Origin of the sequence: Brevundimonas vitisensis, assembly GCF_016656965.1 — a bacterium.
Classification (GTDB): Bacteria; Pseudomonadota; Alphaproteobacteria; order Caulobacterales; family Caulobacteraceae; genus Brevundimonas; species Brevundimonas vitisensis.
This window is the reverse complement of the sequence record NZ_CP067977.1, coordinates 2,042,088-2,054,377: the sequence shown is the minus strand read 5'-3', so window position 1 is coordinate 2,054,377 and position 12,290 is coordinate 2,042,088. Positions and strand designations below refer to the sequence as shown.

The 12,290-nt window shown below is 68.1% G+C and carries 13 protein-coding genes; 7 read left to right on the top strand and 6 right to left on the bottom strand.

The features are described from left to right. Positions 1-57: 57 nt before the first annotated feature. Complete coding sequence (acnA, locus tag JIP62_RS10355) at positions 58-2,754, bottom strand: aconitate hydratase AcnA (protein ID WP_201102110.1); 2,697 nt, start codon at positions 2,752-2,754, stop codon at positions 58-60. A gap of 188 nt (positions 2,755-2,942) precedes the next feature. Between acnA and ccmA the strand changes: the two genes are divergently transcribed. From ccmA to JIP62_RS10325, 6 genes are all read left to right on the top strand, one after another. Continuing rightward, positions 2,943-3,557: a heme ABC exporter ATP-binding protein CcmA gene (gene ccmA / locus JIP62_RS10350; protein ID WP_201102109.1), complete on the top strand. Its 615-nt coding sequence runs from the start codon at positions 2,943-2,945 to the stop codon at positions 3,555-3,557. Then, the gene (gene ccmB, locus JIP62_RS10345) at positions 3,554-4,219 is read left to right on the top strand and encodes a heme exporter protein CcmB (protein ID WP_201102108.1); all 666 of its coding nucleotides are present in this window, start codon (positions 3,554-3,556) and stop codon (positions 4,217-4,219) included. Before ccmA ends, ccmB begins: the two co-directional genes overlap by 4 nt. A 64-nt stretch (positions 4,220-4,283) precedes the next feature. Then, entirely contained in the window at positions 4,284-5,003 is a 720-nt protein-coding gene (locus tag JIP62_RS10340) for a heme ABC transporter permease (protein ID WP_201102107.1), read from the top strand. Continuing rightward, positions 5,003-5,218: a heme exporter protein CcmD gene (ccmD, locus tag JIP62_RS10335; RefSeq protein ID WP_201102106.1), complete on the top strand. Its 216-nt coding sequence runs from the start codon at positions 5,003-5,005 to the stop codon at positions 5,216-5,218. The genes JIP62_RS10340 and ccmD overlap by 1 nt, the downstream gene beginning before the upstream one ends. Next, on the top strand, positions 5,215-5,781 hold the full coding sequence (locus JIP62_RS10330) for a DsbE family thiol:disulfide interchange protein (RefSeq protein ID WP_201102105.1): 567 nt from the start codon (positions 5,215-5,217) through the stop codon (positions 5,779-5,781). Before ccmD ends, JIP62_RS10330 begins: the two co-directional genes overlap by 4 nt. A 41-nt stretch (positions 5,782-5,822) precedes the next feature. Beyond that, the gene (locus JIP62_RS10325; RefSeq protein ID WP_201102104.1) at positions 5,823-6,053 is read left to right on the top strand and encodes a hypothetical protein; all 231 of its coding nucleotides are present in this window, start codon (positions 5,823-5,825) and stop codon (positions 6,051-6,053) included. On the opposite strand, the gene JIP62_RS10320 is transcribed toward JIP62_RS10325, so the two are convergent. The 3 genes from JIP62_RS10320 to ftsY all read right to left on the bottom strand — a co-directional run bounded on the left by JIP62_RS10320 (position 6,050) and on the right by ftsY (position 8,354). Next, the gene (locus JIP62_RS10320) at positions 6,050-6,694 is read right to left on the bottom strand and encodes a MarR family winged helix-turn-helix transcriptional regulator (protein ID WP_201102103.1); all 645 of its coding nucleotides are present in this window, start codon (positions 6,692-6,694) and stop codon (positions 6,050-6,052) included. The genes JIP62_RS10325 and JIP62_RS10320 overlap by 4 nt on opposite strands. 83 nt (positions 6,695-6,777) lie before the next feature. Further along, positions 6,778-7,416: an inner membrane-spanning protein YciB gene (locus tag JIP62_RS10315; RefSeq protein WP_201102102.1), complete on the bottom strand. Its 639-nt coding sequence runs from the start codon at positions 7,414-7,416 to the stop codon at positions 6,778-6,780. 2 nt (positions 7,417-7,418) lie between these two features. Beyond that, positions 7,419-8,354 carry a signal recognition particle-docking protein FtsY gene (ftsY, locus tag JIP62_RS10310; protein ID WP_201102101.1) on the bottom strand — a complete coding sequence of 312 codons (936 nt, stop codon included), beginning with the start codon at positions 8,352-8,354 and terminating at the stop codon, positions 7,419-7,421. A gap of 141 nt (positions 8,355-8,495) precedes the next feature. Between ftsY and JIP62_RS10305 the strand changes: the two genes are divergently transcribed. Further along, positions 8,496-10,535, top strand: a complete 2,040-nt coding sequence (locus tag JIP62_RS10305; protein WP_201102100.1) for an NAD(+) synthase — start codon at positions 8,496-8,498, stop codon at positions 10,533-10,535. Between the two features lie 17 nt (positions 10,536-10,552). Here JIP62_RS10305 and dut read toward each other — a convergent pair whose 3' ends face one another. Beyond that, the gene (gene dut, locus JIP62_RS10300; RefSeq protein WP_201102099.1) at positions 10,553-11,002 is read right to left on the bottom strand and encodes a dUTP diphosphatase; all 450 of its coding nucleotides are present in this window, start codon (positions 11,000-11,002) and stop codon (positions 10,553-10,555) included. Between the two features lie 14 nt (positions 11,003-11,016). Further along, positions 11,017-12,252, bottom strand: a complete 1,236-nt coding sequence (coaBC, locus tag JIP62_RS10295; RefSeq protein WP_201102098.1) for a bifunctional phosphopantothenoylcysteine decarboxylase/phosphopantothenate--cysteine ligase CoaBC — start codon at positions 12,250-12,252, stop codon at positions 11,017-11,019. Positions 12,253-12,290: the final 38 nt, after the last annotated feature.

Genomic DNA, 12,290 nt, shown 5'->3' with positions numbered 1-12,290 from the left:
CCTGACGGCCCGGCCACCCTCCCCCGGCGGGGGAGGGAGAGGGTGTGAGGGGCCTTTTTAGCCGCGCGCGAGGTTGCGCAGGACGTAGGGCATGACGCCGCCGGCGCGGAAATATTCCAGCTCGGTGGCGTTATCGATGCGGCAGCGGACCGGGAAGCGGGCCATCTTGCCGTCCGACGGGCGGAACAGCTCGACCCACAGGTCCTGGCGCGGCTTCAGCTTGCCGACATTGACGTCGGACAGGCCGCGGATGGTGACGATCTCCTCGCCGGTCAGGCCCAGCTTGTGCCAGCCGTCCGCCTTGAACTGCAGCGGGACCACGCCCATGCCGACCAGGTTGGACCGGTGGATCCGCTCATAGCTCTCGGCGATGACGGCGCGGACGCCCAGCAGGCGGGTGCCCTTGGCCGCCCAGTCGCGCGACGAGCCGGTGCCGTATTCCTTGCCCGCGAACACGACCAGCGGACGGCCTTCCGACGAATAGCGCATGGCCGCGTCATAGATGGCCATGGTGTCGCCCGACGGGAAGTGACGGGTGACGCCGCCCTCGATGTCCGGGGTGATCTTGTTGCGGATACGGATGTTGGCGAAGGTGCCGCGCATCATGACTTCGTGGTGGCCGCGGCGGGCGCCGTAGCTGTTGAAGTCCAGCGGCGCGACGCCGTGGTTGGTCAGATAGACACCGGCCGGCGAGGCGGTCTTGATCGAACCGGCCGGGCTGATGTGGTCGGTCGTGATGCTGTCGCCGAAGATGGCCAGGACGCGCGCCTCGATGATGTCGGCGACGGGTGCCGGATCCATCGACAGACCCTCGAAATAGGGCGGGTTGGCCACATAGGTCGAGGCGTCGTCCCAGGCATAGGTCTGGCCGCCTTCGACGGCGATGCCCTGCCAGTGCTGATCGCCCTTGAAGACGTCGGCATAGCGTTTGGCGAACATGGACGGGGTGACGTTCTTCTTCTGGATGGCGGCGATCTCGGCCGAGGTCGGCCAGATGTCCTTCAGGAAGACGTCATTGCCCTTCTTGTCCTGGCCGATCGGGTCCTTGGTGATGTCGATCCGCATCGAACCAGCGATGGCATAGGCGACCACCAGCGGCGGCGAGGCCAGATAGTTGGCCTGGACGTCGGGGTTCACCCGGCCCTCGAAATTGCGGTTGCCGGACAGGACGCTGGTGGCGACGACGCCGCCGTCGTTGATGGCCTTGGAGATGGCCGGGTCCAGCGGGCCGGAGTTGCCGATGCAGGTGGTGCAGCCATAGCCGACCAGGTTGAAGCCCAGGGCGTCCAGCTCCTTCTGCAGCCCGGCGGACGTCAGATAGTCGGTGACGACCTGCGAGCCGGGGGCCAGCGAGGTCTTGACCCAGGGCTTGGCCTTCAGGCCCAGCTTGTTGGCCTTCTGCGCCACCAGACCCGCCGCGATCAGGACCGAGGGGTTGGAGGTGTTGGTGCAGGAGGTGATGGCCGCGATGACCACATCGCCGTCGCCGACGGTGAAGTCCTGACCCTCGACGGCCACGCGCTCGGCGTCCGTGGCGCGGCCGAAGACTTCGCCCAGGGCCGTTTCGAACGACGGCGCGGCCACGTTCAGTTCAACCCGGTCCTGAGGCCGCTTGGGCCCGGCCAGGGACGGCACGACGGTCGAGATGTCCAGTTCCAGCACGTCGGTGAAGACCGGGTCTTCGCTGGTCTCGTCGATCCACAGGCCTTGCGCCTCGGCATAGGCCTTGACCAGGGCGACGCGCGCCTTGTCGCGGCCCGTGGCGGTCAGATAGTCGATGGTCGCCTGGCTGACCGGGAAGAAGCCGCAGGTGGCGCCGTATTCCGGGGCCATGTTGGCGATGGTGGCCTGGTCTTCGATGGTCATGCTGGGCAGGGCGTCGCCGAAGAACTCGACGAACTTGCCGACCACGCCCTTCTTGCGCAGCATCTGGGTGACCGTCAGCACCAGGTCGGTGGCGGTGGCCCCCTCGGGCAGGCGACCCGTCAGGCGGAAGCCGATGACTTCGGGGATCAGCATCGGGATCGGCTGGCCCAGCATGGCGGCCTCGGCCTCGATGCCGCCGACGCCCCAGCCCAGCACGGCCAGGCCGTTGATCATGGTGGTGTGGCTGTCGGTGCCGACCACGGTGTCCGGATAGGCGACGGTGGCCTTGCCCTCGGCGATCGTCCAGACGGTCTGGGCCAGGTTCTCCAGGTTGACCTGGTGGCAGATGCCGGTGCCAGGCGGCACGACGCGGAAATTGTTGAAGGCCGACGAGCCCCAGCGCAGGAACTTGTAGCGCTCGATGTTGCGCTCGTATTCGCGCTCGACGTTCTGGCCAAAGGCACCCGGCGTGCCGAAGTGATCGACCATGACCGAGTGGTCGATGACCAGATCGACCGGGTTCAGCGGATTGATCTTGGCCGGATCGGCGCCCAGGGCGGCCATGGCATCGCGCATGGCGGCCAGGTCGACGACGGCGGGCACGCCGGTGAAGTCCTGCATCAGGACGCGGGCCGGACGGAAGGCAATCTCGTGCTCGACCGCGCCCTTGTTCTCGATCCAGGCGGCGACGGCCTTGAGGTCGTCCTGGGTGACGGAAACCCCGTCCTCGTTGCGCAGCAGGTTCTCCAGCAGCACCTTCATGGAGCGCGGCAGGCGACCGATCCCGGTCAGACCGGCTTCCTCAGCGGCCGGAAGGCTGTAATAGGCATATTTCTTACGCCCGACGGTCAGGTCCCGGCGGGTGGATAGGCTGTCGACTGACGGCATGGAGAGCTTCCTCTGGTCAAAGCCGCCCGGACATCCGGTCGCGCCCTCGCGCGGCGAACATCGGGGCACACAGGTCCCCGACGCGCGCGCAGAAAGCCTGCTGCGGCGACCGGGTTCATAATCCCGGCTGGGCCGTTCGTCCATGTATCCATGACGTGTGAAGGGACATTGCGAAAGGTTCGCACTTCGTGATCACCGCCCTCACCCTTTCCGGCCTGTCGATCATGCGCGGCGAACGCCTGCTGTTCCGCGATCTCAGCCTGTCGATACGGGCGGGCGAGGCCGTCGCCCTGACCGGGGCCAATGGGGCGGGCAAGACCAGTCTTCTGCGGGCCGTGGCGAGATTCATCCGGCCCGAAGCGGGGACGATCGGCTTTGAAGGCCCCGACGGTGCCTTGGACGCCGAGACGGTGCGGGGGCAGCACATCCATATGCTGGGCCATCTGGACGGGCTGAAGGGCGGCCGCACGGCGCGCGAGGAACTGGCGTTTCAGGCCGGCTGGCTGGGCGGCGAAAATGTCGATCCGGCGGTCGCGGCCCTGGGGCTGGAGCCCCTGCTGGACCTGGAGGTCAGGAAGCTGTCGGCCGGACAACGGCGGCGCCTGGCCCTGGCCCGGATGATCGCCGCGCCGCGCGCGCTGTGGCTGCTGGACGAGCCGCTCAGTCCGCTGGATGCCCGCTGGCGCGAACGGGTCGGCACGATGATGCAGGACCATCTGAAGGGGGGCGGCGTGATCCTGGCCGCCGTCCATGATCCCCTGCCCATACCCGCCCGCGCGCTGGACCTGGGGGGCGGGCGATGAGCGGCGTCGCGATCCTGCTGCGGCGCGAGCTGTCGCTGGCCTGGGGCGGGGGTGGCGGCCCCCTGCTGGCCTGCGGCTTCCTGCTGTGCCTGACCGGTATCCTGCCCCTGGCGGTGGGGGCGGATGACGCGGTCCTGAGGCCGGTTGCCGGGGGCATGACCTGGCTTGCCCTGGCGTTGGCGTCGCTGCTGTCTCTGGAACGACTGTTCGAGCGTGACCTGGAAGACGGGGCGCTGGATTTGCTGACCACCGGGCCCCTGCCCCTGGAGACGGTCGTGGTGATCAAGGCCCTGTCCCAATGGTTGGCGACGGGCCTGCCTCTGGCCCTTGCCGCACCGCTGGCGGCACTGATCCTGGGTCAGTCGCCGTCCCTGATCGTGCTGACGGGTCTGACGGCGGCGCTCGGCGGGATGGGCTTCGCCTTCACCGGAGCCATGGGGGCGGCCCTGGCCCTGGGCGCGCGGCGAGGCGGGCTGCTGATCGCGGTGGTGGTGCTGCCCCTGTTCATACCGCCGGTGGTGTTCGGTGCGGGGGCCCTGGACCGGGCGGCCGAGGGCCTCAGCCCCCTGTCGGGCATGGCCCTGCTGGGTGCCTATGTGCTGTTCGCGGCCGTCATTTCTCCCTTTGCCGCCGCCGCCGCCATCCGCAACGCCCAGGGATAGCCGGGGTCATGCGACACGGGCCCAAGTAGCGCGGCCGAGAATAGGTCGCTAAAGACCCATCATCATGTTCGGCCTGGCCAATCCCGATCGCTTCATGCGGTTCACCCGTCCGCTGACGCCCGTGCTGTGGGCGGTCGCCGGCCTGTTGCTGGTGGTCGGCACATGGCTGTCGTTCACAGCACCGGAAGACTATCAGCAGGGCGACACGGTGCGGATCATGTTCGTGCATGTGCCGGCCGCCAGCCTGGGGCTGATGGCCTATGGGGCACTGGGCGTGGCCAGTTTCTTCAGCCTGGTGTTCCGCCACGTTCTGGCCGATGCGGCAGCGCGGGCGGCGGCCCTGCCGGGGGCGGTCTTCACCGCCCTGGCCCTGGTCACCGGCTCTCTCTGGGGGCAGCCGATGTGGGGGACCTGGTGGGTGTGGGACGCGCGGCTGACGTCGGTTCTGGTGCTGTTTCTGTTTTACGTGGGCTATATGGCCCTGAGGTCCGCGATCGATGACGAGGCGCGGGGCGCCAGGGCCGCGGCCGTGCTGGGCCTGGTCGGGCTGATCAACCTGCCCATCGTCAAATTCTCGGTCGACTGGTGGAACACCCTGCACCAGCCGGCCAGCCTGCTGCGGATGGGGGGGACCAGTCTGGATTCATCCTATCTGGCCCCGCTGCTGGTAATGATGGCCGCCTATGGGGCCCTGTTCGGGGCCGTCTGGCTGACCGCCATCCGCGCCGAGGTGCGGCGGCGACGGGTCATGACCCTCAGGGCGCGGCGAGCAATGGAGGCCTGATGCTGGATCTGGACATGAGTCCCTATGCCGTCTTCGTCTGGTCCGCCTGGGCGATCAGCGCCCTGGGCCTGGGCGCCATCGTCGTCCGAGCGGTGGCGGCGGCGCGCCGCTGGAAGACGGAGATGGCGCGGCTGGAGGCCGGCACCGACCCGACCACCCCCGAGGGTCCGGCTCACGTAGCGCGAAGCGCGGCAGCCGAAACAAGCATGCCATGAACCGCTGGTTGGCCCTGATCCCGCTTGTGGTGCTGGTCGCCCTGGCCGTGCTGTTCGTCGGCTGGTCGCTGAAACGCGATCCCGAATTCAAGCCTGACGCCCTGGTCGGTCAGGCGGTGCCCGAGACGGTCCTGCCCATGCTGACGGGCGATACCGCCGGTCCCGGGATGGTCGATCTGAAAACCGCAGGCGTCGGACGCCCGATGCTGGTCAATCTGTTCGCCAGCTGGTGTGCCCCCTGCCAGGTGGAGCATCCGAAGCTGATGGCGCTGCGGGCTCAGGGCGTGGCCATCGTCGGGGTGGCATACAAGGACGATCCGATTGCGACACGGGCCTTCCTGGACCGGCTGGGCGACCCCTATGCCATGGTACTGGTCGATGCCGAGGGACGGGCCGGGCTGGACCTGGGCGTGTCGGGGGTGCCCGAGACCTTCGCCGTCGACGCCATGGGCCGGATCGTGGCCAAACATTCCGGCCCACTGATCGACGAACGGGACGTCCAGCGGCTGGTCGACGCCATGCAGGCCCCGGCCCGCCCCTTGCCGACCGCGACGGAGCGATAAGGCGTTAACCCTTTTCAGACGGGTTTCGTTAACCTTGAGGCATGTCTTCGATTCGGCCCGACCTGCCTGCCATGCCGACCGTGCGGCCCGAGCCCGGCGCGGCGGTCCGTTCGGCACAGGCAGCCTTTTTTCGTGCGGCCCTGGCTCAGGCTGAGCCGTCCGTGGCGGTTCAGCAGACCCCGCAGCCCAGCCCGCTGACCGCGGCCCCGACCCGTTCGGCGAGCCCTGAGCGAGACCCGCGCCCCGGCAGCCTGCTGGATATTCGCGTCTAGCCGACCGGTTCGGCTTCCGGCACCGGCGCGGGCTTGGCCTTCTTGGGCTTGGGCGCTTTTTCGGCCTTGGGCGGCTTGGGGGCCTTTTCGGGCTTGGGCTCGGCCTTGCGCGCGGCCTTTTCAGCCTTGCGGGCTTCCTTCTGGGCCTTCTTCAAGGCCTTGGCCTCGGTCTTGGCCTGCTCGGGGGCGGCATCGGCCGCGGCCCCCAACTCACCCAGCAGTTCAAGGAAGCCGTCGCGCTTGTTCTTGGGCAACAGAGCCATGATGCGTTTGTCGGCGGCGACGACGCGGGGACGTGCGGTCTCCAGCGCCTCGGTTCCTGACGGCGACAGACGGACGGCCTTGGCGCGAGCGTCCAGGGTCGAACGCTCCCGCTCCAGCAGCCCCTTTGTGGTCATGCGCGAGACCAGATCGGCCAGGGTCGAGCGATCGATGCCCGTCGCCCGGACGAGGTCGGTCTGGGTCAGGCCCGACTTCGCCGAAACCGCCTCCAGCACGGCGAACTGGCGCTGGGTCAGGCCGCTTGGCCCCATTTCCTCGGCATAGATGTCCAGCGCCAGCTGCAGCGCGCGGTGCATCAGGTGACTGGGCGAATCGGCCAGAGCCCCCGCCCGGCGCGCCTGTTTCCCGGATTTGACCATCTGAGCGTGTCCCCATGCGTTCGCGCACGGACAGTTATCAGGGGCCCTTTACGATTTGACGACAGGCCTTCCGTCCGCGTCGGCTAAAGTCCGGGATCGGGCGAGGTTGGTCCGGGCACGGCGGGCGCTTCGTCCTTGATCAGATTCTTCAGGATGAAGGGCACCTGGGCCAGGCCGAAGACGCAGGCTGCGATCCAGATGATGCCCCGGAACGCGACCCAGGTGTCGTCGCTGTAGTTGCGCCAGACAATCTCGTTGGTGATGGCGATGGCCGCAAAATACAGGCCGTAGCGCAGGGTCAGGGTCCGCCAGGCTGCGTCGGTAACGCGAATGGAATCCCCCAGCAGATATTTGAACGGATATTTCTTCAGCGGCAGCGACCCCAGCAGGATCGCGGCCAACAGGCCGTTCTGGATGCTCAGCTTGATCTTCAGCACCGACGGATCGTGGAAAAAGAGCGTCAGAACGCCGAAGATCAGGGCAAAGCCGCCCGCCAGAAGCGGCAGGGGGGCCAGGCGCCGCTCCACCAGATAGCCGACGATCAGGGCGATCGCCGAGGCGGCGACCAGCACCCAGGTCGCCTGAACCAGGGCCTCGCCGCCCTCCAGCCCGCGCGCCCGGTGCACGATATAGGCCGCCCCGAAGGCGACCAGCGCCCCGAAATCAACGGCCTGGCGGATCCACTGGCGATTGGGGGCAGCTGTGGCCTCAACCTCGGTCATGGTCAGTTCTCCAGCCCCACCAGGGAACGTGAAAAGGCGCGGGCGTCGAAAGGTTGCAAGTCGTCGACCCCCTCGCCCACCCCGATCAGCTTGATCGGGGCGTCGGACGCCTGGGCCACGGGCACCAGGACGCCGCCGCGGGCCGTGCCATCCAGCTTGGTCATCACCAGGCCGGAGACATAGGCCGTGCGGCCAAAGATCTGTTCCTGGGCCAGGGCATTGCGGCCCACCGTGGCGTCCAGGACCAGGAGCGTCTCATGCGGGGCGTCCGGATCGATCTTCTTCAGCACGCGAACGATCTTGAGCAGTTCGTCCATCAGGGCGGACTTGTTCTGCAACCGTCCGGCCGTATCGATCAGGACGACGTCGTAATTCTCGGCCCGCGCCTTGGTATAGGCATCGAAGGCCAAGCCGGCCGGGTCGGCCCCGTCGCGGCGACTTTCGAAGTCGGCCCCGGCCCGCTCGGCCCACACCTTCAACTGTTCGCGGGCGGCGGCCCGGAAGGTGTCGGCGGCGACGATCATGACCTTGGCCCCCTGGGCCGTCAGGTCCGAGGCGATCTTGCCCAGGGTCGTCGTCTTGCCCGAGCCATTGACCCCGACGAACAGGGTGACGAAGGGCCGGGGCCCTTCCAGCGGCGCATAGCGCGCCTGGTGCCCGATCAGTTCTGCGGCCACGGCCTCGGCCAGAGCTTCCTTGACCTCAAGCTCGTTGGCTCCTGCCGCAAAGCGCAATTCCCGGAACCTTGCGACGATCCGGTCTGTGGCCCGGGGGCCCAGGTCACTTTCCAGCAGATGCTCCTCCAGCCCTTGCAGGGCCGCTTCGCTGAGCGGTTCCTTGACGAAGGCGGAGACGACCTGTTCGGTCATCTGCCGGGAGGATCGCGACAGGCCCTCGCTCAGGCGCGAGAACCAGCCTTTCTTGGGGGCGTCGGTCATGGTGTGGGTTTAGCCGGGCCTCGGGGCAGCGTCACCCGTTATCGCACCTGTCCTGTGGCGTTGCTCTGAATGGCGAACCCGACCGGTTTGCCTTACGAAAGGACCGGGTCCTCGCTGTCGCGGGGATGAGCGGAAGATCTGATGTCCAAGACCCACCCCTTTCATTCGGCCCGGACCCACAGCTTCGTGCGGGTCGCCGCCGCGACGCCGCTGGTGCACATCGCCGATCCGGTGGCCAATGCCGCAGAACATGAGGCCCTGATCGGCCAGGCGGGCGAGCAGGGGGTGGACCTGATCGTCTTTCCGGAACTCAGCCTGACCGCCTATGCCATCGATGACCTTCTGATGCAGGATGCCCTGCTGGTCGAGGTCGAGCGCCAGATCGCCCGGCTGGCCCAGGTGACGGCCGAAACCGGCGTGATCGCCGTGATCGGGGCCCCGATCCGAAATGGCGACGCCCTGTTCAACTGCGCCGTGGTGCTGGGCGGGGGCGAAGTACTGGGCGTCGTGCCCAAGACCTTTCTGCCCAACTATCGGGAATATTACGAGAAACGCTGGTTTGCCCCGTCCGGGGCCCGCAGCGAGGACACGGTCGTTCTGAACGGCGAGACGGTGGATTTCGCGCCGGGTCTGATCTTCGAGGCGACCAACCGGCCCGGTTTCGTCTTTGCGGTCGAGATCTGCGAGGACTTCTGGGCCCCTCTGCCGCCGTCCACCCGTGCGGCCCTGGCCGGAGCCCGCATCCTGTGCAACCTGTCGGCCTCCAACATCGTCATCGGCAAGGCGGAGGAACGCGCCGTCCTGTGTGCCAGTCAATCGATGCGCGCGATGGCCGCCTATGTGTTCTCAGCCTCCGGCTGGGGTGAGAGCACCACCGATCTGGGCTGGGACGGCCAGGCCACCATCCACGAACTGGGGGCAAGGCTCGCCGAAAGCGAGCGGTTCGCCATGACCTCGCAATTGACGGTGGCCGATGTCGATGTCGGACGGATCGGGCTGGACCGGCTGCGGAACGGCACCTTTGCCGACTGCGCCCGGCAGGAGGGCGAGGCGGCCACGATCGTGCCGTTCGATGCCGGCGAGAGCACCGCGACAGGCGATCTGATCCGCCCCCTTGATCGCTTCCCCTTCGTGCCGGACGATCCGGCGCGACTGGACCAGGACTGTTTCGAGGCCTTCAACATCCAGGTTCAGGGGCTGATGCGGCGCCTGACCGCGACGGGAACGAAGCGACTGGTCATCGGGGTGTCCGGCGGACTGGATTCGACCCAGGCCCTGTTGGTCGCCTGCCGCGCCTTCGACCGGCTGGACCTGCCGCGCAGCGACATCCTGGCCTATACGATGCCGGGGTTCGCGACCTCCGACGGGACCAAGGCCAATGCCTGGGCCCTGATGACGGCCCTGGGCGTCACGGGCAGTGAACTGGATATCCGCCCCGCCGCCGAACAGATGCTGAAGGACATCGGCCATCCGTTCGCGGACGGCGAGCCGGTCCACGACATCACTTTCGAGAACGTCCAGGCGGGGCTGAGAACCGACTATCTGTTCCGCCTGGCCAATCAGAACCGGGCCCTGGTGCTGGGGACCGGCGATCTGTCCGAACTGGCCCTGGGCTGGGCCACCTATGGCGTCGGCGACCATATGAGCCACTACAACGTCAACGGCGGGGTGGCCAAGACGCTGATCCGGCACCTGATCCGCTGGGTGGCCCATCGCGAGGACATGGCCGGGGCGGCCGGTGTGCTGCAGGCCATCCTCGACACCGAAATCTCGCCCGAACTGGTGCCCGCCGGCGCCGACGGCAAGATCCAGTCGACCGAGGGGACGGTCGGCCCCTATGCGCTGAACGACTTCTTCCTGTTCCACGTCACCCGGTTCGGCACCGCGCCGTCCAAGGTCGCCTTCCTGGCGCATCAGGCCTGGAGCGATGCCTCCAGCGGTCACTGGCCCGCCAACACGCCGGACGAGGAGAGGGTCGAATATGACCTGGCGACCATCAAGGCCTGGCTGCGCAAATTCCTGGTGCGTTTCTTTGCCACCAGCCAGTTCAAGCGCTCGGCCCTGCCCAATGGGCCCAAGGTGGTGACCGGCGGCTCCCTGTCGCCGCGGGGCGACTGGCGCGCGCCGTCGGACGGCAATGCGCGGGTATGGCTGGACGAACTGGACGCCCACGTACCCTAGGGGGACAGGTCGCGCGGCTAGCGACCGGTAGAGCCGAAACCGCCGGTGCCACGCGCCGTGTCGTCCAGGCCTTCGACCTCGGCGACGGTCGCCTGGGCCACCGCGGCGATGACCATCTGGGCAATGCGTTCACCGCGCCGGATCACAAAGGGCTCGTCGCCGTGGTTGATCAGGATCACGCCGACCTCGCCGCGATAGTCGGCATCGATGGTGCCCGGACTGTTCAGGCAGGTGATGCCGTGTTTCAGCGCCAGGCCCGACCGCGGCCGGACCTGGGCCTCATAGCCGTGATCCAGCGCCATCTTCAGACCCGTGGGGACAAGCGCCCGCCCGCCCGGCGGCAGGGTCAGCGGCGACTCGTGCGGCACGGCGGCCCTCAGGTCCATGCCCGCCGAACCCGCCGTCTCATAGGCCGGAAGCGGCAGGTCATGGGCATGGTCCAGGCGCAGGAAGCGGACGGTCGTCATGGGTTATGGATCTTTCAGGCGTTGAAATGGTCGGCGATGCGGTCGGCCAGAGCCTGGGCCACCGCCGTCTTGGACTGACGCGCCCAAGTCTGTGTCGTGCCGTCCCGGCGGAACAGGGTCACGGCATTGGCCTCGGCTCCGAAGACATCGGCCGAGACATCGTTGCCGACGATCCAGTCACAGCCCTTGCGCGACAGCTTGGCACGGGCGTTGGCTTCCAGGTCTGTCGTCTCGGCGGCGAAACCGACCACGAGGGCCGGGCGAAGGGGGCCGGGCGCGGAGACCCCGGCCAGGATGTCGGGGTTTTCGATCAGGCTGAAGGTCGGCGGGCCGCCCGGTGCCTTCTTGATCTTGCCGCCTGCGACCGTGTCGATCCGCCAGTCGGCGACGGCGGCACTCATCACCGCGATGTCTGCAGGCCCGGCCGGATCGGACAGGACGGCCTCGACCGCCGCCTGCATCTGGACCGCCGTTTCGACAGACACCCGGTTCACGCCGGGCGGCACAGCCAGGGCCACCGGGCCCGAAACCAAGGTGACCTCCGCCCCCCGCTCGGCCAGGGCCGCGGCGATGGCATAGCCCTGTTTGCCGCTGGACCGGTTGGTCAGGCCCCGCACCGGATCGATCGGCTCGAAGGTCGGCCCGGCTGTGACCACGGCGCGGCGTCCGGCCAGGGGACGACCGGCGGTGCCGGCCAGCAAGCCCTGGATCGCTTCCAGGATAGCGGCGGGTTCAGCCATACGGCCCGGCCCGAACTCGCCGCAGGCCATCTCTCCGTCGTCGGGGCCGACCACGGTCATGCCGTGCAGGCCCTCGAACCCCGTCAGGCGTTGCACATTGGCCTGGACCGCCGGGTGGAGCCACATGCGGACGTTCATCGCCGGGGCCAGCAGCACCCGCTTGTCCGTGGCCAGAAGGGTGGTGGAGGCCAGGTCGTCGGCCATGCCGTGGGCGGCCTTGGCGATCAGGCCCGCAGTGGCCGGTGCCACCACCACAAGATCGGCCCAGCGCGACAGCTCGATATGGCCCATGGTTGTCTCGTCCTCGGGTGAGAACAGGGCCTGGTGCACCGGATGACCGGTCAGGGCCGCCAGCGACAGGGGGGTAACGAACTGGCTGCCGCCGTGGGTCAGCACCGTCCGGACCTGGCCCCCGGCCTTGCGGATCAGGCGCACAAGCTCCAGCGCCTTGTAGGCGGCGATGCCACCCCCGACGATCAGCAGGATCTTGCGTTCGGACAGTGCGGACATTCGGCGGGTGTAGCGGACCGGACCGATCGGCGCAAAAA

Coding starts and splice junctions, on each gene's coding strand:
- acnA (WP_201102110.1), bottom strand. CDS start 2,754: ATGCCGTCAGTCGACAGCCTATCCACCCGCCGGGACCTGACCGTCGGG.
- ccmB (WP_201102108.1), top strand. CDS start 3,554: ATGAGCGGCGTCGCGATCCTGCTGCGGCGCGAGCTGTCGCTGGCCTGG.
- JIP62_RS10340 (WP_201102107.1), top strand. CDS start 4,284: ATGTTCGGCCTGGCCAATCCCGATCGCTTCATGCGGTTCACCCGTCCG.
- ccmD (WP_201102106.1), top strand. CDS start 5,003: ATGCTGGATCTGGACATGAGTCCCTATGCCGTCTTCGTCTGGTCCGCC.
- JIP62_RS10330 (WP_201102105.1), top strand. CDS start 5,215: ATGAACCGCTGGTTGGCCCTGATCCCGCTTGTGGTGCTGGTCGCCCTG.
- JIP62_RS10325 (WP_201102104.1), top strand. CDS start 5,823: ATGTCTTCGATTCGGCCCGACCTGCCTGCCATGCCGACCGTGCGGCCC.
- JIP62_RS10320 (WP_201102103.1), bottom strand. CDS start 6,694: ATGGTCAAATCCGGGAAACAGGCGCGCCGGGCGGGGGCTCTGGCCGAT.
- JIP62_RS10315 (WP_201102102.1), bottom strand. CDS start 7,416: ATGACCGAGGTTGAGGCCACAGCTGCCCCCAATCGCCAGTGGATCCGC.
- ftsY (WP_201102101.1), bottom strand. CDS start 8,354: ATGACCGACGCCCCCAAGAAAGGCTGGTTCTCGCGCCTGAGCGAGGGC.
- JIP62_RS10305 (WP_201102100.1), top strand. CDS start 8,496: ATGTCCAAGACCCACCCCTTTCATTCGGCCCGGACCCACAGCTTCGTG.
- dut (WP_201102099.1), bottom strand. CDS start 11,002: ATGACGACCGTCCGCTTCCTGCGCCTGGACCATGCCCATGACCTGCCG.
- coaBC (WP_201102098.1), bottom strand. CDS start 12,252: ATGTCCGCACTGTCCGAACGCAAGATCCTGCTGATCGTCGGGGGTGGC.